Source organism: Pseudonocardia sp. CA-142604 (assembly GCF_050948475.1).
GTDB classification, from domain to species: Bacteria; Actinomycetota; Actinomycetes; order Mycobacteriales; family Pseudonocardiaceae; genus Pseudonocardia; species Pseudonocardia alaniniphila.
Genome location: NZ_CP192045.1, coordinates 330,924 through 351,484, shown reverse-complemented (window position 1 = coordinate 351,484; position 20,561 = coordinate 330,924). Strand labels below are relative to the sequence as shown.

Annotated in this window: 20 protein-coding genes; 8 read left to right on the top strand and 12 right to left on the bottom strand. The window is 70.6% G+C overall.

Annotated features, from left to right (window positions below; all coding sequences use genetic code 11):
- Positions 1–2: 2 nt before the first annotated feature.
- The 3 genes from ACQPZQ_RS01710 to ACQPZQ_RS01700 form a co-directional block, all read right to left on the bottom strand.
- Positions 3–1,556, bottom strand: a complete 1,554-nt coding sequence (locus ACQPZQ_RS01710) for an amidase (protein WP_433291298.1) — start codon at positions 1,554–1,556, stop codon at positions 3–5.
- Positions 1,537–1,824, bottom strand: a complete 288-nt coding sequence (locus ACQPZQ_RS01705) for a hypothetical protein (protein ID WP_433291296.1) — start codon at positions 1,822–1,824, stop codon at positions 1,537–1,539. The genes ACQPZQ_RS01710 and ACQPZQ_RS01705 overlap by 20 nt, the downstream gene beginning before the upstream one ends.
- Before the next feature lie 252 nt (positions 1,825–2,076).
- On the bottom strand, positions 2,077–2,496 hold the full coding sequence (locus ACQPZQ_RS01700; RefSeq protein ID WP_433291294.1) for a DUF1707 SHOCT-like domain-containing protein: 420 nt from the start codon (positions 2,494–2,496) through the stop codon (positions 2,077–2,079).
- A 95-nt stretch (positions 2,497–2,591) separates the two neighbouring features.
- Between ACQPZQ_RS01700 and ACQPZQ_RS01695 the strand changes: the two genes are divergently transcribed.
- Complete coding sequence (locus tag ACQPZQ_RS01695) at positions 2,592–3,515, top strand: cation diffusion facilitator family transporter (protein WP_433291291.1); 924 nt, start codon at positions 2,592–2,594, stop codon at positions 3,513–3,515.
- Between the two features lie 9 nt (positions 3,516–3,524).
- Here the strand turns inward: ACQPZQ_RS01695 and ACQPZQ_RS01690 are convergent, their stop codons facing one another.
- Genes ACQPZQ_RS01690 through ACQPZQ_RS01675 form a run of 4 tightly spaced genes read right to left on the bottom strand, consistent with a single transcriptional unit; the run spans position 3,525 to position 6,441 of the window.
- Positions 3,525–3,854 (bottom strand): YnfA family protein, encoded by a 330-nt coding sequence (locus ACQPZQ_RS01690; protein WP_241040490.1) that lies wholly within the window; start codon positions 3,852–3,854, stop codon positions 3,525–3,527.
- A 4-nt stretch (positions 3,855–3,858) separates the two neighbouring features.
- Positions 3,859–5,079: a hypothetical protein gene (locus tag ACQPZQ_RS01685; RefSeq protein ID WP_433291289.1), complete on the bottom strand. Its 1,221-nt coding sequence runs from the start codon at positions 5,077–5,079 to the stop codon at positions 3,859–3,861.
- Positions 5,080–5,985: a hypothetical protein gene (locus ACQPZQ_RS01680; protein ID WP_433291287.1), complete on the bottom strand. Its 906-nt coding sequence runs from the start codon at positions 5,983–5,985 to the stop codon at positions 5,080–5,082. It abuts the gene before it with no gap.
- A 54-nt stretch (positions 5,986–6,039) separates the two neighbouring features.
- Entirely contained in the window at positions 6,040–6,441 is a 402-nt protein-coding gene (locus ACQPZQ_RS01675; protein WP_433291285.1) for a hypothetical protein, read from the bottom strand.
- A 66-nt stretch (positions 6,442–6,507) separates the two neighbouring features.
- Between ACQPZQ_RS01675 and ACQPZQ_RS01670 the strand changes: the two genes are divergently transcribed.
- Positions 6,508–8,373, top strand: a complete 1,866-nt coding sequence (locus ACQPZQ_RS01670) for a prolyl oligopeptidase family serine peptidase (protein ID WP_433291282.1) — start codon at positions 6,508–6,510, stop codon at positions 8,371–8,373.
- 51 nt (positions 8,374–8,424) lie between these two features.
- Here the strand turns inward: ACQPZQ_RS01670 and ACQPZQ_RS01665 are convergent, their stop codons facing one another.
- Positions 8,425–8,847: an organic hydroperoxide resistance protein gene (locus ACQPZQ_RS01665; protein WP_433291279.1), complete on the bottom strand. Its 423-nt coding sequence runs from the start codon at positions 8,845–8,847 to the stop codon at positions 8,425–8,427.
- Positions 8,848–8,977: 130 nt separating this feature from the next.
- Here ACQPZQ_RS01665 and ACQPZQ_RS01660 point away from each other — a divergent pair, with 130 nt between their 5' ends.
- Positions 8,978–10,015 carry a GNAT family N-acetyltransferase gene (locus tag ACQPZQ_RS01660; protein ID WP_433291277.1) on the top strand — a complete coding sequence of 346 codons (1,038 nt, stop codon included), beginning with the start codon at positions 8,978–8,980 and terminating at the stop codon, positions 10,013–10,015.
- Between the two features lie 52 nt (positions 10,016–10,067).
- Here the strand turns inward: ACQPZQ_RS01660 and ACQPZQ_RS01655 are convergent, their stop codons facing one another.
- Positions 10,068–11,153, bottom strand: a complete 1,086-nt coding sequence (locus ACQPZQ_RS01655) for an ABC transporter ATP-binding protein (RefSeq protein WP_433291275.1) — start codon at positions 11,151–11,153, stop codon at positions 10,068–10,070.
- A 245-nt stretch (positions 11,154–11,398) separates the two neighbouring features.
- On the opposite strand from ACQPZQ_RS01655, the gene ACQPZQ_RS01650 reads away from it, so the two are divergent.
- The 3 genes from ACQPZQ_RS01650 (at position 11,399) to ACQPZQ_RS01640 (ending at position 14,747) form a co-directional block, all read left to right on the top strand.
- Complete coding sequence (locus ACQPZQ_RS01650) at positions 11,399–12,778, top strand: ABC transporter substrate-binding protein (protein WP_433291273.1); 1,380 nt, start codon at positions 11,399–11,401, stop codon at positions 12,776–12,778.
- 89 nt (positions 12,779–12,867) lie between these two features.
- Positions 12,868–13,836 (top strand): carbohydrate ABC transporter permease, encoded by a 969-nt coding sequence (locus ACQPZQ_RS01645; protein WP_433291271.1) that lies wholly within the window; start codon positions 12,868–12,870, stop codon positions 13,834–13,836.
- Complete coding sequence (locus ACQPZQ_RS01640; RefSeq protein WP_433291268.1) at positions 13,833–14,747, top strand: carbohydrate ABC transporter permease; 915 nt, start codon at positions 13,833–13,835, stop codon at positions 14,745–14,747. Before ACQPZQ_RS01645 ends, ACQPZQ_RS01640 begins: the two co-directional genes overlap by 4 nt.
- Here ACQPZQ_RS01640 and ACQPZQ_RS01635 read toward each other — a convergent pair whose 3' ends face one another.
- Complete coding sequence (locus ACQPZQ_RS01635) at positions 14,748–15,527, bottom strand: hypothetical protein (RefSeq protein ID WP_433291266.1); 780 nt, start codon at positions 15,525–15,527, stop codon at positions 14,748–14,750.
- 184 nt (positions 15,528–15,711) lie between these two features.
- Here ACQPZQ_RS01635 and ACQPZQ_RS01630 point away from each other — a divergent pair, with 184 nt between their 5' ends.
- Positions 15,712–16,977 (top strand): MFS transporter, encoded by a 1,266-nt coding sequence (locus ACQPZQ_RS01630; RefSeq protein ID WP_433291264.1) that lies wholly within the window; start codon positions 15,712–15,714, stop codon positions 16,975–16,977.
- A 112-nt stretch (positions 16,978–17,089) separates the two neighbouring features.
- Positions 17,090–18,040: an endonuclease/exonuclease/phosphatase family protein gene (locus ACQPZQ_RS01625; protein ID WP_433291262.1), complete on the top strand. Its 951-nt coding sequence runs from the start codon at positions 17,090–17,092 to the stop codon at positions 18,038–18,040.
- Between the two features lie 24 nt (positions 18,041–18,064).
- On the opposite strand, the gene ACQPZQ_RS01620 is transcribed toward ACQPZQ_RS01625, so the two are convergent.
- Positions 18,065–19,162 carry an aspartate-semialdehyde dehydrogenase gene (locus tag ACQPZQ_RS01620; RefSeq protein WP_433291260.1) on the bottom strand — a complete coding sequence of 366 codons (1,098 nt, stop codon included), beginning with the start codon at positions 19,160–19,162 and terminating at the stop codon, positions 18,065–18,067.
- Positions 19,159–20,424 (bottom strand): aspartate kinase, encoded by a 1,266-nt coding sequence (locus ACQPZQ_RS01615; RefSeq protein ID WP_433291258.1) that lies wholly within the window; start codon positions 20,422–20,424, stop codon positions 19,159–19,161. Before ACQPZQ_RS01615 ends, ACQPZQ_RS01620 begins: the two co-directional genes overlap by 4 nt.
- Positions 20,425–20,561 lie beyond the last annotated feature (137 nt).

Sequence of the window (20,561 nt, the reverse complement as noted above, 5' to 3'; positions counted from 1 at the left end):
GCTCACGAAGAGGCGACGCCCCCGACCATCACTCCAGCAGGCGCCGGAAATCCACCCACGGCCTGCTCGAATGTGTGGGCCACGCGCAGCACGGTGGCGTCGTCGAACCGCTTCCCGATGATCATCATCCCGGTCGGGAGACCGTTCGCCATCCCGGCGGGCACGCTGCACGCGGGATGGCCCGACACGTTCGTGGGAGTGGTGTTGTTCACCATCTCAAAGGCGCGGGCGATCATTTCCTCGCGGGGGGCGTCGTCGGCCGGGATGACCGAAGCCTGGATCGGCGTGGTCGGCATGACCAGCACGTCGAAACGCGACAAGGCCTCGTCGTAGGCCGCCTGCAGGTGCGAGGTCAGGTTGCGGGCCATCGCGTAGTGCTTGCCCCGATAGCGGTCCAGCGAGTACCGGCCCGAGAGCAACACGAGCTTGATCGTCTCGGAGAACCGGCTGCCGTCCTCGCGCCACTTGTTGCCGTAGAACTCCATGAACTCGGGGTCGTAGAGGCCCTGCCAGTTCAGCCCGTAACCGTTGGCGTCGACCATCTGCGCCGTGGCGCCCTCGATGGTGATGACGTCCCAGAGCATCCGGCCGTGCACGTGCCACGGGATCGAGACGTCCTCGACCGTGAGCCCGGATTCGCGCAAGGTCTCGACGGCCGCACGCACCGTGTCGTCCACGGCGGTTTCGGAATTCGGATGCCCGAAGCCCTCGGCAACCACGCCGACCCGCAGTCCGTCCGCCGAGCGGGCCAGCGCGCCTACGTAGTCGTCGACGACGAGGTTCGCGGGTTGCCGCGGGTCGTGCCCGTCGCGCCCCGCGATGACGCCGAGCATCAGCGCGGCGTCCGCCACCGTGCGCGTCAGGGGGCCCACGTGGTCGATCGTCTGCTCGATCGAGAGCGCGCCCGTGTACGGCACGAGGCCGTGGGTGGGCTTGTGCCCGACGATCCCGCTGAAGGATGCGGGCATGCGGATCGACCCGGCCTGGTCGGTGCCGGTGGCGAAGTCGACCGCACCGGAGGCGACAAGCGCCGTGCTGCCGCTGGAAGACCCGCCACTGGACCGCGCGAGGTCCCAGGGGTTGCGCACCGGCCCGGTGTGCGAGGTGTGGGAGCCGCCGGAGGAAGAGAGGTTCTCGCACACGGCCTTGCCGGCGATCGTGGCGCCGGCATCGAGCATCCGGGAGACGATCGTGGCGTCCCGGCGCGGGACGAAGCCCTCGACGATGGGGGATCCGTTCATCATCGGCACCCCGGCCACGGCGGTGTTGTCCTTGACCGCCACCGTGCGCCCGGCCAGCGGACCCTCACCGCTGCCGATCACCTCGCAGGTCACGTACCAGGCACCCAACGGATTGTCGGCCGCCTCCGGACGCGTCCAGGCCCGCTCCGGAACCGCCGGCTCGACCTCCGCGTGCAGCCGCTCGACGACGTCCCAGGACTGGAACAGACCGTGCACCAGCGGGGTGAAGAACGCGACGTCGGTGTCGGTCAGACCCAGGCCGTAGCTCTCGGCGACCTTGGTGATGGCCGACGGATCAGGCGGCTGAACAGGCATATGGGTTCTCCTCGAAGTCGGCAGCCACCGAATCGTGACGAGGGGCGAGCCGACACGTGCCAATGGTGAAGGCGAATGTACCTTCAAACAGCCAAGGGGAACCCGTTTTCTCGCCACTCGGTTGATCGTCGATCCCATCACAGACCATCTTCGACAGGCTGGCCTGCGAGCACTTCCCACCTCGGACTTCAGACAATTCGGGACGGTTGAGAATTTTCCACGCCTCGTGAACCTTCTCCATGCATTGCAGACCATCACCGCTGGTCACAGCAGTTCTCAGCGTGCCCGAACGATGCATCAAAGGATGGGGTCGCGACGGTTGGAGTGGTTGGTCTGCCGTCGACCCGTTCCGGTGAGTTACCAGAGATTTCACACAGCTCGGGACACGACAGGAGGAAGTCGGACAGTTCTGACGCCATCACAGATGATGCGACCGTCGGTGCGACGGAATTCGTCCCGACTACCCATGTCAACTTCGCCGGTCACCACGCGCTTCAACAATTACAGAGCTATTACCACCTCAGCTGCGCCGCGGGCGCCCGATCCCTGCCAGGTACAGCACCAGGAGCACGAGGCCGGGCGGCAGTGCCAGCCACAGCAACCACAGCGAGCTGCCGGCGTTCACCGCGAAGAGGGCCCAGACCGACAGGCTGACCACGGAGAGGCACGACCAGATGATCGTCAGCACACGCATGGCGACACCGCCACCGGTGTCGGAGAACACGGTGCGACGCCCCGGCTCTGGCGGCAGTGCGGGCAGGTCGGCAGTGACGCGCGCGAGCTCGCCCCGAGTGCGGGCGGCCCAGACGGAGCGCACGCGCTCGTCGAACTCGCCGAGGTCCAACTGGCCGATGTCATGTGCGCGGCGCAACGCATCTTGCACCTTGCCGCGCTCGACGTCCGATACGCGCATGTCCTCCGGTAGGACGGGTTCCGTCACGCGCGGATGATCGCACGACCCTCTGACGGCGGCGATCACCGATCGTCGGGTGGCTCAAGTTGCACTCATGCACACTCCCGCATATGTTGGCGGCCATGGGGGCTGGTCACGGTCACGGTCACGGCGTCGACGCCGGTCAGAGCGCATCAGGTCGCTATTCGCGACGCTTGGCGATCTCGGTCGTCGTACTCACGGCGTCGCTCGTCCTGCAGGTGGTTGTCGGACTCGCCACGTCGTCGCTCGCGTTGCTCTCCGACGCGGGGCACAACTTCACCGACGTGCTCGGCATCGTGATGGCGCTCGCCGCGATCACCGCCGCCCGTGCCTCCCAGCGCGACGACCGTCGCACCTTCGGGCTCTACCGCGCCGAGGTGCTCGCCGCACTCGCCAATGCAGTGCTGCTGTTCGGCGTGGCCGCTTGGGTGGTCGTGGAGTCCGTGCACCGGTTCACCGACCCACCCGAGGTGCCCGGGCTCCCGCTGATGCTCACCGCGATCGCCGGCCTCGCCGCCAACCTCATCGTGTTCGGCCTGCTGCGTCAGGGCGCGAAGGAGAGCATCAACCTCCGCGGCGCGTACCTCGAGGTCATCTCCGACACCCTCGGGTCGATCGGTGTGCTCATCGCCGGTCTGGTCATGCTGGTGTGGGGCTGGCCTTACGCCGATCCGATCATCGCGATCGCGATTGGTCTGTTCATCCTGCCGCGTACCTGGTCGCTCGGCCGGCAAGCCGTCCGGATCCTCGTGCAGGCCGCCCCAGCCGACGTCGACGTCACCGCCATCCGATCCGAACTCGCCGCCCTCGAGGGCGTCCAGGACGTGCACGACGTCCATGTCTGGACGCTCACATCCGGGATGGAGGTCGGCTCCGCCCACCTCACCGTCGACGCGGAATGTGATCCGGCCGTGGTGCTCACCCAGGCGCAGACACTGCTCTCCGAACGCCACCATCTGGCGCACTTCACCCTGCAGGTGGAGCCGCCCGGAGCGCGCACGGGCTGCGCGGAGCTCGCCTGGTGACGCGACCCGTCAGCGGGGCACGTACATGATCACCGCGACTCCGGCGAGGCACAGCGCGGCTCCGACGTAGTCGAGCCGGTCCGGCCGGAACCCGTCCATGACGACCCCCCAGGCGAGCGAGCCCGCCACGAAGATCCCCCCGTACGCCGCGAGGATCCGGCCGAAGTGCGGATCCGGCTGCAGGGTGGCGACGAACCCGTAGGCCCCGAGCGCCACCACGCCGGCCCCGACGAACAGCAACCCGCGGTGCTCCCGCACTCCCTGCCAGATCAGCCACGCTCCACCGATCTCCGCCACCGCCGCGACGACGAACAACAGGATCGACCGGACCACCGTCATGGCATCAGGAGAGCACGAGCAGGAACAGCCCAGCCATCGTGTAGGCCACCATCAACAGTACGAGCGGCACCTGGTCGGCGAGGCGCCGGTGTTCGGGCAGCAGGGCCACGCTCCGGTCGTGCGCGGCGACGACCGCCACGACGTGCCCGACGAGCACGGCGGCGATCTGAACGCTCGCCACGATCGCCGGTGCGGGCACGGCGGTGACCGCCCCGAGGTGCGCGCCCGCGAGCTGCGAGAGCCCCCGCGGCCCTTCGACCAGCAGCAACGTGACGTAGTGGGCGATCGTGTACCCGGCCGCGATCGGCACCAGCGTGGTCACGAGCGGGCCCGCCAGCCGTCCGGTCGCGGCTCGGTAGAGGCCGGCGACCATCAGCACCAGTCCGATGAGCACGAGGGTGTCGAGCACCAGCGGGAGGTTCAACGCCTGCCAGCCGATCCAGCCGGTGAGGCCGTCGAACACGGTGGAGCCCCACCACACCGCGACGAACCCGACGAGTCCCGGCGCCGCGGGAACGGCCGCGAGCCCCCGGAACGGGTTGCGCAGCCCGATCCGCCCGTTGTCCAGCCGACCGACGGGGGCGAGCGCGCCGGTGAGAACCGAGTAGGTCTCGAAGGCGTCGGCCCGGTCGAACCAGCGCGCGCCGAACCGCAGCGCCGCCACGGTGTGCACCACGGCGTACGCCAGCAGGAACCCCGCGACGACGGCCGGCCGGTCGCGTCCCGGCGCGACCAGCTCCAGCCAGACGAACACGAGCAGCCCGGCCGCGGCCGGGAAGTGGCCGAGCCGATCGGGTAGCGGTGCGGTGCCCTGCACGGGCATGCGCAGCGCCGTCGCGACGAGGCGGTGCAGCAGCCGCAACGGGTTGACCACCCGCCAGACCGGCCCCAGCAGCAGCGACGCCGGGACGACCCCCACCCACAGCAACACGTAGAGCGCTCGGGGAGCCGGGTTCGCGTCGGGGTCCTGGGGACCGGCGAAGCCGTAGCCCACGATCGCGACCGCCCCGGCCAGCGCCACCGCCTGGAGAGCGTCGCGCAGGCGGGGCGAGTCCAGAACGGCAGGCAGCGGCCGTCCCGTCAGCGGGCCGGTGAAGCGCGGTTGCTTCCACAACAGCGCAACCGCCAGGAACGACACGAGCACGACCACGCCGCCGGTCTGGAGCACGAGCTCGCCGTCGAGAGGCAGCCCCTCGACAGCGCCGATGCCGTGCGCGAGCAGCATCTACGCCGCCGGGACGGGACCGCGGCGCAGCACCGCCATCCCGGCGACCACGACGCCGAGGCCTCCGCCGAGAGTCAGCGCGACGAGAAGCCGGTCGAAATCCGCGCCCCACGAGAACGGGACCACGGCTTCGACGAGCGTGAAGGCGTCGATCGGGGTGATGACGATGGCGAACAGGCCTCCTGCCGCGACGCACAGCAGCGGGCCGCCGACGTGCCCCCGCACCGTGAGCCATGCCCCGACGGCGCCGAGCGGCCACCCGAGCAGCGCGTATCCCGCGGCGCTGAGCAGCATCAGCGCGTACGGCTGGTCCTCCGGCACCCCGGCGGAGCCGAAGACATGCAGCAGGTGCGAACCGATCACCACGACCGTGGCCGCAGCGAGTGCGACCCGGCCCAGCCGCCGCCCCGCTCCGAGCACACCCACCACGGCCGGGACGGCCAGCGCGACGAGCGCCAGCGCCACCCACAGCGCCGTGGCCGGGGGCGGGGGCCAGAACTGCTCGCCGTGCACCGTCGCCACGCTGGAGCCCACGCGAAGCGGAACCGACCAGGCGAGCCGGTCGCCGTCCGGGCGGTCGCCGGCTGCGGCAGCGGTGACCCGCGGGTCGACCCAGTAGGCGACGGCGCCCGAAGCGACGGCGGGCAGGGCGGCGAGCGGGGAACCGTCCGGCGATTCGACGACCACGGTGTCGCCGGTGCCGTTCTCGATCCGCAGGCGGGCACCGAACTCGGCCGCACGGACGTCCAGACCGGGGACGGGCGGATCGATCGCGAGCACCCGCGCCTCACTGGTGGACGACGACAACCCACCGGCGTGTGCGAGAGCCGGCGTCGCGCCTCCCGGGAGTAGGAGCGCGGTCATGGCCACGAGCAGGAGCAACTGCGCAATCCGCACCCCCGGCACAAGGTCACCCTACGCGGAGACGCACGCAGGTGATCGACGCACGCCCCGCCCCGGCTAGGCGATCTGGAGTTGCGTCAGGGGGGTGCCGCTGCCCTCCATCTCGACGTCGAACACCCCTGGCAGGTCGGCCGCGAAGCGCAGCGTGGCGGTGGCGCCCGCGGTGACGTAGGTCATCCGGTCGTAGCCGTGCAGGTGCACCTGTTCGGCCACGTCGCTCGCCACCACCAGGTCGACGGTGGACCCGAGCGGCACCGCGTACCGCCGCACCCCGCCGGTGACTGCTCCGCCGGCGAACGTCACCTCCACCCGTTGGACACCGTCGGCCGTGACGACGGGCGCGGCAGCGCCAGTGCCCGCCGTTCCGCATCCGACGACGAGAAGCACCATCGCCACCAGCGTCGCCGCCAGGCGCGGCCCCATCAGACGGCCGCCGGTCGTGGTCCCCCGAATCCGCACGACGAGATTCAACCGTGGGCCCATGGACACGCCGGTGTCCGGGCAACGTGCGGCAGGATCGAAACCGTGACCGAACACCCTGCCGCACCCGTCCCCGACCGGCTCTTCGACGACGAGCGCGAGCAGCGGTGGCGCGCGCGGTTCACCGCCACGCGGATGTCGCGGCCGGGCTGGGCCCGCGACGCCCCCGACCGGTCCGTGTACACGTCCAACAGCAGCGGGACCACCGAGGTCTACGTCTGGGACCGCGCGGCAGGCACGCACCGGCAGGTGACCGATCGCCGCAGCGGAACGCTCACGGCAACCCTCCCGCCCGACGGCGGGACGGTGTGGTGGTTCGCCGACACCGACGGCGACGAGTTCGGGCACTGGGTGACCGAGCCGTTCGCCGGACTCACCGACGGGGCCACGGCCGCCGCCGCCGTCGCGGGTGTCGAGGACGGCTACCCGGCGGGCCTGGAGATCGGCCGCCGGGTGGTGGCCGTCGGTACCTCGACCGACGACGGCACGAAGATCTGGCTGCACCGCGGCGACGGCCCGCCGGAGGTGATCTACACGCATGCCGAGGACGCCGGCGTCGGAGCGCTCTCCGAGGACGAGACGCTGCTCGCGATCAGCCACTCCGAGCACGGCGACTCCCGGCACCCCTCCGTGCGCGTGCTCAGGGTGTCGGACGGCGGCACGGTGGCCGAGAAGTCCGACGGCGAGGGGAAGGGCCTGACCCCGCTGGCGTTCGCCCCGATCGCCGGCGACGGGCGGCTGCTCCTGCTGCACGAACGCCACGGCCGCGAGGAGCTGCTGATCTGGGACGTCCCCGCCGACACGGAGCGGGAGCTGCCGCTCGACCTGCCCGGCGAGATCGTGGCCGACTTCTACCCCGACGGCCGCAGCCTGCTCGTCTGGCACACCCACGCCGCCCGCACCCGCCTGCACCGCTACGACCTCAACACGGACGAGCTGACGGAGCTGCCCGTGGCGCCGGGATGCATCGGATCGGCAGAGGTCCGCCCGGACGGCACGGTCGAGTACACGTGCTCGTCGGCTGCGGAGCCCCCCGCGGTGCGCGCCCTGCGCCCGGACGGCACCGACCACGTGCTCATCGCACCGCCCGGGGAGCGTGCGCCAGGATCGGTGCCGGTCGAGGACCTCTGGGTGGACGGGCCCGGTGGCCGGGTGCACGCGCTCGTCGCCCGGCCGTCCGGCGTGGAGGGCCCGGCGCCTGCCGTGTTCAGCCTGCACGGAGGCCCGCACGCGGCCGACGAGGATCGCTTCAGCGCGGCCCGCGCCGCCTGGGTGGACGCCGGGTTCGTCGTCGTGGAGGTGAACTACCGAGGCTCGACCGGGTACGGCTCGGCGTGGCGCGACGCCATCGAGGGCAGGCCGGGGATCACCGAGCTGGAGGACGTGGCCGCGGTGTTCGACCAGTGCGTCGAGTCAGGGCTCGTCGACCAGAAGCGTTGTGTGGTCGAGGGCTGGTCATGGGGCGGTTACCTGGCGCTGCTGGCCGCCGGCACGCAGCCCGACCGCTGGGCCGCGTCGCTCGCGGGGGTGCCGGTGGCCGACTACCTCACGGCCTACGCCGACGAGATGGAGCAGCTCCGCGCGTTCGACCGGGCCTTGTTCGGCGGGTCACCACAGGAGCGCCCGGAGGCCTACCGGGTGGCCTCGCCGCTGACCTATGTGGCCGAGGTGCGCGCCCCCGTGCTGGTGCTGGCCGGGGAGAACGACCCGCGGTGCCCGATCCGGCAGGTCGACAACTACCTGGACGCGCTCGCCGAGCGCAGCGGCGTCGAGCCGCTCGTGGGCACGTCCCGGGGCGACGTCCACTACCAGGTCAGCCGCTTCGACGCGGGCCACGGCTCGCTCGTGGTGGACGAGACCATGCGCCACATCGCCACCGAGATCGCCTTCGCGCTGCGGGCGGTGGCCTGACACAGCCCTGCGCGGATACGGATGCGGGAAGCATCCGTATCCGCCGATGGGTCAGACCGTCGCGTTCAGCTGCACGTCCACGTTGCCGCGGGTGGCCTTGGAGTACGGACACAGCTGGTGGGCGGCCTCGACGAGGTCGTCCGCCGTGGCCTGGTCGAGGCCGGGCAGGTGAGCGGTGAGGGCGACGCTGATCGCCATGCTGGTGTCGTCGCGGCCGATCCCGACGGCGGCGTCGACGCTTGCGCCGTCGGGGATACGCACGCCCTTGTTCTTGCCGGCGAGGCGCAGGGCGCCGTGGAAGCAGGCGGAGTAGCCCGCCGCGAAGAGCTGCTCGGGGTTGGTGGCGCCTCCGGGCCCACCCATCTCCTTCGGGAACTTCACGTCCTGGTCGATGATGCCGTCCGAGGAGCGAACGTGACCGTCACGGCCTCCACCGGTGGATGTCGCCTCAGCGGTGTAGATCGCCTCTGCCATGAACCCGCCTTTTCTCGAGAATATGTCGTGCACAACCTATCTCCGGGATCCAGCGCTGTCATTGTTCGTTAGCGGCCACGAAACATCTCCAAGGAACTCTGGGGACCCGACCCCCGAGGAGGTGGCGTTCATGGCCCTGTGGCGGGTGCATGTCCAGCTGGAGGACCGGCCCGGCAGGCTCGGCGAGCTGGCCACGGCGGTCGGGGCGGCCGGTTGCAACATCATCTCCCTGCACGTGGTCGGCGAGCCTGCCGACGACGGTTCGATCACCGACGAACTGCTCGTCAAGGTGCCGGAGTCGGCCGACCCGGCCATGCTCGTCGAAGCGGTGGAGGGCGCCGAGATCCCCTGCACGCTCCTCGTGCGCGCCGACGCCACCGAGCTCTCCGACCCCGCCACCACCGCGCTGGCCCTGGCCCGGATGGTCGCGGCGGATCCGGGCAGCGCACCGCGCGCGGTGGCCACGATGCTCAGAGCGCGACTGGTGGACCCGTCCGCCGAGCACGACGACGGGCACACGCACGTCATCCGCGTGGGAGCTCAGCAGCTGCGGCTGGGCCGGGCCTGGCCGTTCACGGCCACCGAGCTCTCGCGGGCGGCCGCGTTGCTGGAGCTCGCCACCCAGCTCGCGATGCGCGCCCCGGCACGCGCTGCATCCCCCGACCGGATCCTCCTGCTGCGCGACGGATCGGAGGTGCGAATGCGACCCGCCTCCGACGGCGACGCCCCGCTCGTGGCGGCACTGCACGCGCGCTGCGCTCCGCACTCGCGGCGGTCCCGGTTCCTGAGTCCCACGCGTCAGCTCGCCCCCGGCGAGCTCGAGGCGCTCCTCGGCGTGGGGTCCGAGTACGGCCGGGCCGTGCTCGCGGTGACGGTCGACGGCGGTAGTGCCGTCGGGATCGCCAACCTCGACGGCGTCGGGGCGGGCACTGCCCGCGCCGCGGTCCTGGTGGAGGACGCCTGGCAAGGCCGGGGGCTGGGCACGGCCCTGCTGCGCAAGGTGGCGGAGACGGCAGCCGAGCAGGGGATGACGGAGCTGACCGGAGTGGCCCGTGCCGACGATCTCGGCGTCACCCGGCTACTCCGGCGCGCGGGGCTGCGGCCGTGCGCGGAGATCGTGGACGACCAGGTGCACCTGCGGGCCGCGCTTCCGGCCCCGGTCGCCTGAACGCCGAGCGGCCCCGGAACCGCTGGTCCCGGGGCCGCTCGGACGGGCTCGATCAGATCTCGATGCGCTCACCGGTGTCGCCGGCGAACATGTGCAGCGCGCCCTCGCGGGGGGCGAGGTGCAACACCGCACCCTTGTTCGGCGGCGTGCGCCCGTCGACCCGCGCGATCACCGCGCGGCGCTCGCCGCCCACCTCGGTGCTGCCGTAGACGTAGGCGTCGGCGCCGAGTTCCTCGACGACCTCCACCTCGGTGAGCAGACCGGCGCCGCTCTCGACGATGTCCATGTCCTCGGGCCGGACGCCGACCGTGACCGACCGGGTGGCGCCCACGGCGTCGGCTGCCTGCCGAGGCACGCGGAGGTCGGCGCCGCCGAAGTGCAGCGTGTCGCCGTCGACCTCCACCGGGAGCAGGTTCATCGCGGGTGAGCCGATGAACCCGGCGACGAACACGTTGGCAGGCTTGTCGTACATCTCGCGCGGGGTGCCGACCTGCTGCAGGAGCCCGTCCTTGAGCACCGCGACGCGGTCGCCCATCGTCATCGCCTCGACCTGGTCGTGGGTGACGTAGACGGTGGTCGTGCCGAGACGGCGCTGCAATGACGCGATCTGCGTGCGGGTGGAGACGCGAAGCTTGGCGTCCAGGTTGGACAGCGGTTCGTCCATGCAGAACACCTGCGGCTGGCGCACGATCGCGCGGCCCATGGCGACGCGCTGACGCTGACCACCGGACAGCGCCTTGGGGCGCCGCTCGAGGTAGTCGACGAGGTCGAGGATCTTCGCGGCCTCCATGACCCGCTCCTGGATCGTGGCCTTGGACTGCCCGGCGATCTTGAGCGCGAAGCCCATGTTCTCGGCGACCGTCATGTGCGGGTAGAGCGCGTAGTTCTGGAAGACCATCGCGATGTCGCGGTCCTTGGGCGGCACCCGCGTGACGTCACGGCCCCCGATGTGGATGGAGCCCTTGTCGATGTCCTCCAGCCCGGCGAGCATCCGAAGGGCCGTGGACTTGCCGGAACCGGACGGCCCCACCAGGACGAGGAACTCCCCGTCGGCCACCTCGAGGTCGAGCGAGTCGACAGCGGGAACGGTGGAGCCGGGGTAGATCCGGCTCGCGCTGTCATAGGTCACAGCAGCCATGCTGTGCTCCTTCCACCGGCAGGAACGTGCCGGACGATCCGAGTGTGAGGGAGTAGCGATCGAAGAGTGCCATGCCGATCACGATCAGGACAGACCTACTACCCTGAGTGGCCATTGAGCACGTAGCGTGAGGTTACGTTATCGTTACTGTCCGCTATTGCCCGTTTCCGTGCACGACCGCTTCCATGGCGTGATTCCCGGGTGCGAGGCACGCGCCCGTCCTTCCCCGATGAAGCGGAGATGTGATGCCTGCTGTGCCATCAAGAGGGCGCGCGGCGAGCCTCGCGAGCGGGGTCCTCGCTCTGGGGCTCGTAATCGCGGGTTGCAGCGGGAGCAACGTCGCGGGTGGCGGCCCCACCGGGCCTGCCCCGGAATGCGGTGCCTACGCCCAGTACGGAGACCTGAACGGGAAGACGATCACGGTCTACACCTCGATCGTCGAGCCCGAGGACCAGCCGCACATCGACTCGTACAAGCCCTTCGAGCAGTGCACCGGGGCCAAGGTCGTGTACGAGGGCTCGAAGGAGTTCGAGGCCCAGCTCCCCGTCCGGGTGCAGGCGGGTAGCCCGCCGGATATCGCGTACGTGCCCCAGCCCGGCCTCCTGGCCACCCTCGTGCGGCAGACGGGCGCGGTGAAGCCGGCCCCTGCCGGCGTCGCCGCCAACGTCGACCAGTACTTCCCTGAGACCTTCAAGTCGGCGGGCAGCGTCGACGGCACTCTCTACGCCGCCCCGCTGGGCGCCAACGTGAAGTCGTTCGTCTGGTACTCGCCGAAGGCCTTCCAGGCCAAGGGCTACACCGTGCCGACGACCTGGGACGAGATGATCGCGCTCTCCGACCGGATCGTCGCCGAGGGCGGCAAGCCCTGGTGCGCCGGCATCGGCTCCGGCGAGGCCACCGGCTGGCCCCTCACCGACTGGCTCGAGGACGTGATGCTCCGGGAGAACGGCCCGGAGGTCTACGACCAGTGGGTCAGCCACGCCATCCCGTTCAACGCCCCGCAGGTGAACGCCGCGCTCGACCGCGTCGGTTCGGTGCTGAAGAACCCGGCGTACGTCAACGGCGGGCTCGGCGACGTCTCCTCGATCGCCACCACCACGTTCCAGGACGGCGGCCTGCCGATCCTCGACGAGACCTGCTACATGCACCGCCAGGCGAACTTCTACGCGGCGAACTGGCCCGAGGGCACCGACATCACCGAGAACGGCGACGTCTACGCGTTCGAGCTCCCGCCGATCAACCCGGCCTCACCGCAGACCATCCTCGTCGGCGCAGAGTTCGTGGCGGCGTTCTCCGACCGGCCCGAGGTCCAGGCCTTCCAGGCCTACCTGTCCTCGCCGGAGTGGGCCAACGAGAAGGCCAAGGCGGGCTCGGCTCTCGGGCAGAGCGGCTGGGTGAGCGCCAACACCGGCTTCGACCCGGCCAACCTGTCGAGCCCCATCGACCGGCTCTCGGCCGAGATCCTGCAGGACGAGGGCAACACCTTCCGGTTCGACGGGTCGGACCTGATGCCGGCCGCGGTCGGCGCTGCCACGTTCTGGCGGGGCATGACCGACTGGATCACCGGCAAGAGCACAGCGGACTCGCTGACGTTCATCGAACAGTCCTGGCCCGCCGGCCAGTAGGAACCGCGCCACACGGCCCGGCGCCCCGAGCGGGCGCCGGGCCGTCCGTCCCGGGGCGTGCCCCTCGGTGTGCTCGGAGGTGAGCCGGCATGACCCTGCTGGACAAGCTTCTCCAACTTCTCGTGGCAGCAGCGGTCTTCGCCGTGGTGCTCGGCGCGGTGCTCCTGGTGGCAGGCCGCGCCAAGGGCCGCCGCACCGACGTGGTCGCCGGTATCGCGTTCGCGACGCCCGCGTTGCTGCTGCTCCTCGTCGGGCTGCTCTACCCGGCGGGGCGTACCGCGGTGCAGTCACTCCTCGACGCCCGTAGCGCCGGGTTCATCGGCCTGGACAACTACGTGCGGATCTTCACCCAGCCCGACCTGCTCGTCGTGCTGCGCAACACGGTGCTCTGGGTCGTGGTCACCCCGATCCTCGCCACGGCGATCGGGCTGGTCTACGCGGTGCTGGTGGACCGCACGCGCTTCGAGTCGTTCGCCAAGGCCCTGATCTTCCTGCCGATGGCGATCTCGTTCGTCGGGGCGTCGATCATCTGGAAGTTCGTCTACGAGTACCGGCCCAACCAGCAGAACATCCAGCAGACCGGGCTGGTGAACCAGTTCCTCGTCTGGCTCGGCTTCGAGCCGGTCAACCTGATCCTGCAACAGCCCTGGAACAACCTGCTGCTGATCGTGGTGATGATCTGGATCCAGGCCGGGTTCGCGATGACCGTGCTCTCGGCCGCGATCAAGGCGATCCCGAGCGACATCGTCGAGGCCGCGCGGCTCGACGGAGTGGGCGGCGTGCGCCTGTTCTGGTACATCACCCTGCCGAGCATCCGGCCGGCCGTGGTCGTGGTGGTCACCGCGATCAGCATCGCGGTGCTCAAGGTCTTCGACATCGTCCGCACGATGACCGGAGGCCAGTTCGGCACGAGCGTCGTGGCCAACGAGTTCTACGTGCAGAGCTTCCGACTCTCCGACCTGGGCATGGGCTCCGCCCTGGCCATGCTGCTCTTCCTCCTGGTGGTGCCGATCGTGATCTACAACGTGCGGCAGATGCGGAAGGCGGACGCGCGATGACGCTGCTCGACACGCGTGATGACGCGACTCCCGACATCGTCACGGCGGCCACGACGCGGGCCGCGACCGCTCGCCGCCGGCTGTCCTCGCCGTGGGCATCGCTCGCGGCGATCGTGATCGCCGTCCTGTGGACGATCCCGACGTTCGGCCTGTTCCTCTCCTCGTTCCGCCCCGAGCGGGAGGTGCAGCGCACCGGCTGGTGGACCTTCTTCGCCAACCCGAGCGTCACCTTCGACAACTACGCCGAGGTGCTCTTCGGCGGGAACCAGCCGCTCATCGGCTACGTCGTCAACTCGGTGCTGATCACGCTTCCCTCGGTGGCCATCCCGATCGTGCTGGCCACGCTCGCGGCCTACGGGTTCGCATGGACGAAGTTCCCGCTGCGCGACACGCTCTTCGTCGGGATCTTCGCGCTGCAGATCGTGCCGCTGCAGGTGGCGCTGCTGCCGCTGCTGGAGATCTTCGTGGGCAGCGGCCTCAACAACACGTTCTGGACGGTGTGGATCGCGCACTCGACGTTCGCGCTGCCGCTGGCGATCTTTCTGCTGCACAACGCGATGCGCGAGATCCCGGAGGAGCTCGTGGAGGCCGCGCGCGTGGACGGCGCCGGGCACGTGCGCATCTTCACCACGATCATGCTGCCGCTGCTGAAGCCCGCGATCGCGGCGTTCGCCGTGTTCCAGTTCCTGTGGGTGTGGAACGACCTGCTGGTCGCGCTCGTCTTCGCGGGCGGAACGTCGGACGTCGCGCCGCTGACGGTGCGGGTGGCCGACCTCGCAGGCACCCGCGGCGCCGACTGGCACCTGCTCGCCGCCGGCGCCTTCGTCTCCATCGTGATCCCGCTGCTGGTCTTCCTCGGGCTGCAGCGCTACTTCGTGCGCGGACTGCTCGCCGGCAGCGTCAAGGGCTGATCAGCGCACCGTCGCCGGATCCGGCGCCTGCACGGTGACGGGCACGCCGAACTCGATGTACTCGGACACGACGTTCATCGCGGTGGTCGACCCTGCGATGTCCATGGTCATCCGGGTCTGCAGCTTGCGCACGCGGCCCGCGTCGTCGATGTAGACGTCGCCCGCGATCGGTCCACCGCGCTGAAGCGCGGCCGCCCCGTCGCCCGCCATCCCGGACGCCGCAGCCAGCGACGCCGGGTCGATGGTGAAGGTCAGGTGGCGCACCTGCTCACCCCGCAGCTCCTCGACGCCGACGAGCCGCACGTCGCTCGACACCTTCTGCAGGATGTCGAGCTGCTGGGCCGGGTCGTACTGCTGACCACCCGTGGCGGCGCCCTGCGCCTGCGTCCGCGTCCAGCCCTCCTGCCCCGGCAGGCGCGTGTAGAACGTGGCGCCGTCCATGATCACGTCGACCTGGCTGCGCTGCGCAGCGGTGCCGGTGGTGGTCACGGAGACGTCCCCGACCTTCCGGGCGAAGTCGTAGCTACCCGCCCCGCTGGCCGTGGTGTCCTGACCACCCGAGCTGACCTGCATCTGGAGCGCGAAACGGGTGGACCCGGACGCGAACGTGGCGGCAGCCGCGCCGGCGAGAAGCGCTACGGGGTCGCCTGCAGCGGCCGCCCCGTTCTCGGCCGCCGGGGAACCCGCGGGCGCCTCCCCGGTCCCGCTGCAACCACCGAGGAGCGCGACCGCGACGACGGCCACGCAGGCGATTCCTGCACCACGGATCGGTCTTGGCATGGGTCCTCCTGGACGTGAGGGCAGCAGACAAGGGGCCGGTCGGAGCGGCACCATATGCCGATCCCGGCGCCACGAAGGGGATCTCCGCGCGCACGTCCGGTTGGCCTTGACCGAATGTGGTCCGAGAGCCCGGCGTGCCCGAACTCGGTCGAGATTTGTCGGGCCCCCGGTCCACTATGTCCACGTGATACCGAGCGACGAGGGCAGCGACGAGGGCACTGCCGGCCTGGCCGCCTACCGCACCGTTCTCGCACTGCCCGGGGTCGCGGCGCTCACGGCCGTCTCGTTCCTCGCGCGCATCGCTCCGTCGGCCGCCGCCATCACGCTCACCCTGCACGTGGTGCTCACCCTCGAGCACGGCTACGCAGCCGCAGGTCTCGTCGGCGCGGCCTCCACGATCGGGATGGCCGTCGGCGCGCCGTTGCTCGGCAGGCTGGTCGACCGGCGAGGGCTGCGCACGATGCTGTCGCTCACGCTGTGCGCCGAGGCGGTGTTCTGGACCGTCGCCCCGTGGCTGTCCTATCCCGCGCTGCTGGTCGGGGCGTTCCTCGGCGGCCTGCTCGGGATGCCGGTGTACTCGGTGGTGCGCCAGTCGCTCGGCGCGATGGTGCCCCCACAGCACCGCAGGCCTGCCTTCGCGCTCGACTCGATGTCGGTCGAGATGTCCTACATCATCGGTCCCGCCGTCGGCACGCTCCTCGCGCTGCAGCTGGCCACCAGCACGGCCATGTGGATCGTCGGGGCAGGCTGGGTCGCCTCAGGCGTCGCACTCTGGCTGCTCAACCCGCCCACCCGAGCCCCGGAGACCTCGGGCGCCGCCCGGCCCGGCCCGGTGCGCGAGTGGCTCGACCTGCGCCTGCTCGGGGCACTGCTGGCCACCACCGCAGCCGTCGTGCTGATCTTCGGCACCGAGATCTCGATGATCGCCGGGCTGCAGACGAGCGGACAGGCAGCGGCCATCGCGGTCGTCAACGCGGTGTGGTGCATCTCGTCGCTCACCGGAGGGTTCCTCTACGGGGCCGCCCGCCGCTCACCGTCGCTGTTCGTGCTGGTCGCCTGCATGGGAGTGGCCACGCTGCTGGTAGCCGCCGCCGGCCCCTGGTGGTCCTACGCACTCCTGCTCGTGCCCGCGGGCCTGCTCTGCGCACCGTCGCTCGCGGCCAGCTCGGAGGCCGTCAGCGGCCTCGCTCCCGAGCACGCCCGCGGTCTGGTCACCGGGCTGCACGGATCCGCCATCACCGTGGGGGCTGCGATCAGCACGCCGGTCGCCGGATTGCTGATCGACGTCGGGTCGCCCGCTGTGGCCGTGATCACTGTGGGGCTCGCCGGCATCACGGTCGCCGGAGTCGCGGCACTCCTCGCCCGCAGGGGCGCTCATCTGCGCAGGCAGAACACCCCGGAGGTTGCCTCGATCGGGGTAGGACCCTCAGTGGGCTCTCAACCGATCTAAGGCACACTCGGTGCCGATGACCGCGCCGCCGGACCGTCTGCAGGCCCCAGCACCACCGCCGGGTCCGCCATCGGCTCCTTCCTCCTCCCGCCGCAGAGACGCCCTGCGCTACGTGGCGGCGGTCGTCTTCACGCTCCTCGTGGCCGTGGTCGCCTTGCCCGACCTGCTGTTCGGGCTGGACCAGCGCAGCCCTTTCACGCAGCTCGTGCCGTTCCGGCCGTGGATCCTCATCGGGGTCGCGGGGCTGCTCGTGCTCCTGCTCGTGGTGATGGTGTTCGAACGGCGTGTGCTGCCGTTCGTCGACGGCGTGGTCTTGGTGCTGCTCGTGGGCGTCGCGATGCTCGTGCCACGCCTGGTGGCCGATCCGGTACCCGCCGGCGGCACGCCGCTCACGGTCCTCGCCTTCAACACCTTCGAGGGAAGGGCCGACGTCCAGCAGGTCGCCGCGCTGATCGAACAGGAACGGCCGGACGTGGTGGCGCTCAGCGAGGCGGGCGGGCGCTACGCCGACCGGCTCCGGCCGCTCATCGAGCCCATGGGCTACCACCTGGAGAGCTCGATCGGGTCGCGCCGACGAGATGTCGAAGGTGTCACCACCGCGGTGTCCGATCGGCTCGGCGACGTGCAGGCCCGGATCGGCACGGAGACCTCGGCGTTCCCGTACATCGAGCTCAGCGGGGCGGGCCTGGGCGGCATGCGCGTGGCGGCGTTCCACTCGGTGGCGCCGGTGCCCGGCAGCGTGCCGGATTGGCGTTCGGATCTCGGCCTGCTCCAGCAGTGGTGCGCTGCCCCGACCCCGGCGATCGTCGCGGGCGACTTCAACGCCACACTCGACCATTCGGTACTGCGCGACGCGATCGCCGGATGCGGCGACGCCGGGGCACAGACCGGCCAGGGCCTCGTGCCGACGTGGGGCCCCACACCGCGATTCCGCAACCTCTTCGGGCCGCAGATCGACCACGTGATCGCCAACAACGGCATCACCGCCGAGTCGTTCGAGGTGCACGACATCGCGGGCAGCGATCACCGCGCGATCATCACCCGGTTGCGGGTGCCCGGCTGAGCCGGGCCACCCGCGTGCCGCGCGTCAGAGCCGCGCGGCCACCGTCTCCGCGATCTCGTAGGTGTTGAGCGCGGCGCCCTTGCGCAGGTTGTCGCCACACACGAACAGCTCGAGGGTGTTGGGGAAGTCGAGCGCCTGCCGGATACGCCCCACCCAGGTGGGGTCGCCGCCCACGGCGTCGGCGGGCGTGGGCCACTCGCCCGCGGCGGGGTCGTCGCGCAGGACGATCGTGGGCTGCTCGCTCAGCACCTTGCGCGCCGCGTCCACCGACACCTCACGCGCGAACGTGGCGTGCACGGCGAGGGAGTGCGTGGTGACCACAGGGACCCGCACGCAGGTGGCCGACACCTTGAGGTCGGGAATGCCGAGGATCTTGCGCGCCTCGTTGCGGACCTTGAGCTCCTCCGACGACCACCCGTCGTCCTTGAGCGACCCGGCCCACGGCACCACGTTGAGGGCCAGCGGCGCCGGGAACGGCGAAGCCGTGGGATCGAGACCGGCATCGGCCAGTGCCTCGGCGACGTCGCCGCCGCGCATCCCGACCTCGTGGCCGCTCACCGCGGAGAGCTCGGCGTAGAGCCGGTCGATCCCGGCCTGCCCCGCGCCCGACGCGGCCTGGTAGGAGGCGACGACGATCGCCTCGAGCTCGAACTCACGGTGCAGCGCGCCCATCGCGGCCATCATCGAGAGCGTGGTGCAGTTGGGGTTGGCGATGATCCCCTTGGGCCGTTCGGTGACCTTTTCGGCGTTCACCTCGGGCACGACGAGCGGTACGTCGGAGTCCATGCGGAACGCGCCGGAGTTGTCGACGACCACGGCGCCGCGGGAAGCGGCGATCGGCGCCCACTGCGCGCTCACCTCGTCGGGCACGTCGAACAGCGCGATGTCGACGCCGTCGAAGACCTCCGGCGCGAGCGCCTGCACGGTGACGTCCTTGCCACGCACGGGCAGCACCCGGCCCGCCGAGCGGGACGAGGCCACCAGCCGGATGTCCGACCACGGAACGGACCCGCGGCCGTCGATGATGTCGATCATCGTGGTGCCGACCGCACCGGTGGCACCGACGATCGCGACGACCGGCCCCCCGGTGGGCGAGCCCTCTCCCTGCTGGTACTCGCTCATCGCCCACTCCCCGCGTGCACCACGGCCTGCTCCGCTCCCCCGAGCTCGAACGCGGCGTGCAGGGCACGCACCGCGGCGTCGAGCTGCTCCACGCGGCAGATCACGGAGATCCGGATCTCCGACGTGTTCATCGTCTCGATGTTGATACCGGCGTTGGACAGCGCCTCACAGAACGTGGCCGTGACACCGGGGTGGTTGCGCATCCCCGCGCCGACCAGCGAGACCTTGCCGACCTCGGAGTCGTGCAGCACCTCGATGAAGCCGATCTCGTCCTGGGCTGCGGTGAGCGCGGCCACGGCGCGCGGTCCGTCGGTGCGCGGCAGCGTGAACGTGATGTCGGTGCGCCGCGCGCCGGAGTGGCTGATGTTCTGCAGCACCATGTCGATGTTGATGTCGGCGTCGGCCACGACGCGGAAGATGCGCGCGGCCATGCCGGGGGTGTCCGGCACCCCGGTCACCGTGATCTTGGCCTCAGACCGGTCGTGCGACACCCCGGTGATGATCGCCTTCTCCACGGGAATCTCCTCGATCGAGCCGCTGACGAGCGAGCCCGGCTTGTCGTTGTACGAGCTGCGCACCCGCAGCGGGACGTTGTAGCGGCGTGCGTATTCCACGGAGCGCAGGTGGAGGACCTTCGCGCCGCAGGCCGCCATCTCGAGCATCTCCTCGTAGGTGATGCTGTCGAGGCGCTGGGCGTCGGGCACGATGCGCGGGTCGGCGCTGTAGATGCCGTCGACGTCGGTGTAGATCTCGCAGACGTCCGCCTCGAGGGCGGCGGCAAGGGCCACAGCCGTGGTGTCGGAACCACCGCGACCGAGCGTGGTGACGTCCTTGGAGTCCTGGCTCACGCCCTGGAAACCGGCGACCAGCACGATCGAGCCCTCGTCGAGCGCATCCCGCAGACGCTGCGGGGTGACCTGGACGATGCGCGCGTCGCCGTGCTTGGACGTGGTGATCATGCCGGCCTGGGACCCGGTGAACGAACGGGCCTGCGCGCCCAGCGAGTGGATCGCCATCGCGACGAGGGCGTTGGAGATGCGCTCGCCCGCGGTGAGCAACATGTCCATCTCGCGCGGCGGCGGGGCCGGCGACACCTGCTCGGCGAGGTCGAGCAGCTCGTCGGTGGTGTCGCCCATGGCGGACACCACCACGACGACGTCGTGACCCTCTTTGTGGGTGCGGACGATCCGTTCGGCGACCTTCTTGATCCGATCCGCATCCTGGACTGACGATCCGCCGTACTTCTGCACGACGAGGGCCACCGCCGACCTCCTGTCCTGATGCCACGTAGCGCGGCACCGTGGGCTACCGTCCTCACCGAGAGTCGCGCAAGCGCTACCGGCCGAGGTTCTGGTCGGAATCCCACATTACCGGGCAGCATGCCCGCTACCGACTGGAA

Coding starts and splice junctions, on each gene's coding strand:
- ACQPZQ_RS01710 (WP_433291298.1), bottom strand. CDS start 1,556: ATGCCTGTTCAGCCGCCTGATCCGTCGGCCATCACCAAGGTCGCCGAG.
- ACQPZQ_RS01695 (WP_433291291.1), top strand. CDS start 2,592: ATGGGGGCTGGTCACGGTCACGGTCACGGCGTCGACGCCGGTCAGAGC.
- ACQPZQ_RS01690 (WP_241040490.1), bottom strand. CDS start 3,854: ATGACGGTGGTCCGGTCGATCCTGTTGTTCGTCGTCGCGGCGGTGGCG.
- ACQPZQ_RS01685 (WP_433291289.1), bottom strand. CDS start 5,079: ATGCTGCTCGCGCACGGCATCGGCGCTGTCGAGGGGCTGCCTCTCGAC.
- ACQPZQ_RS01665 (WP_433291279.1), bottom strand. CDS start 8,847: ATGGCAGAGGCGATCTACACCGCTGAGGCGACATCCACCGGTGGAGGC.
- ACQPZQ_RS01660 (WP_433291277.1), top strand. CDS start 8,978: ATGGCCCTGTGGCGGGTGCATGTCCAGCTGGAGGACCGGCCCGGCAGG.
- ACQPZQ_RS01655 (WP_433291275.1), bottom strand. CDS start 11,153: ATGGCTGCTGTGACCTATGACAGCGCGAGCCGGATCTACCCCGGCTCC.
- ACQPZQ_RS01650 (WP_433291273.1), top strand. CDS start 11,399: ATGCCTGCTGTGCCATCAAGAGGGCGCGCGGCGAGCCTCGCGAGCGGG.
- ACQPZQ_RS01645 (WP_433291271.1), top strand. CDS start 12,868: ATGACCCTGCTGGACAAGCTTCTCCAACTTCTCGTGGCAGCAGCGGTC.
- ACQPZQ_RS01640 (WP_433291268.1), top strand. CDS start 13,833: ATGACGCTGCTCGACACGCGTGATGACGCGACTCCCGACATCGTCACG.
- ACQPZQ_RS01635 (WP_433291266.1), bottom strand. CDS start 15,527: ATGCCAAGACCGATCCGTGGTGCAGGAATCGCCTGCGTGGCCGTCGTC.
- ACQPZQ_RS01620 (WP_433291260.1), bottom strand. CDS start 19,162: ATGAGCGAGTACCAGCAGGGAGAGGGCTCGCCCACCGGGGGGCCGGTC.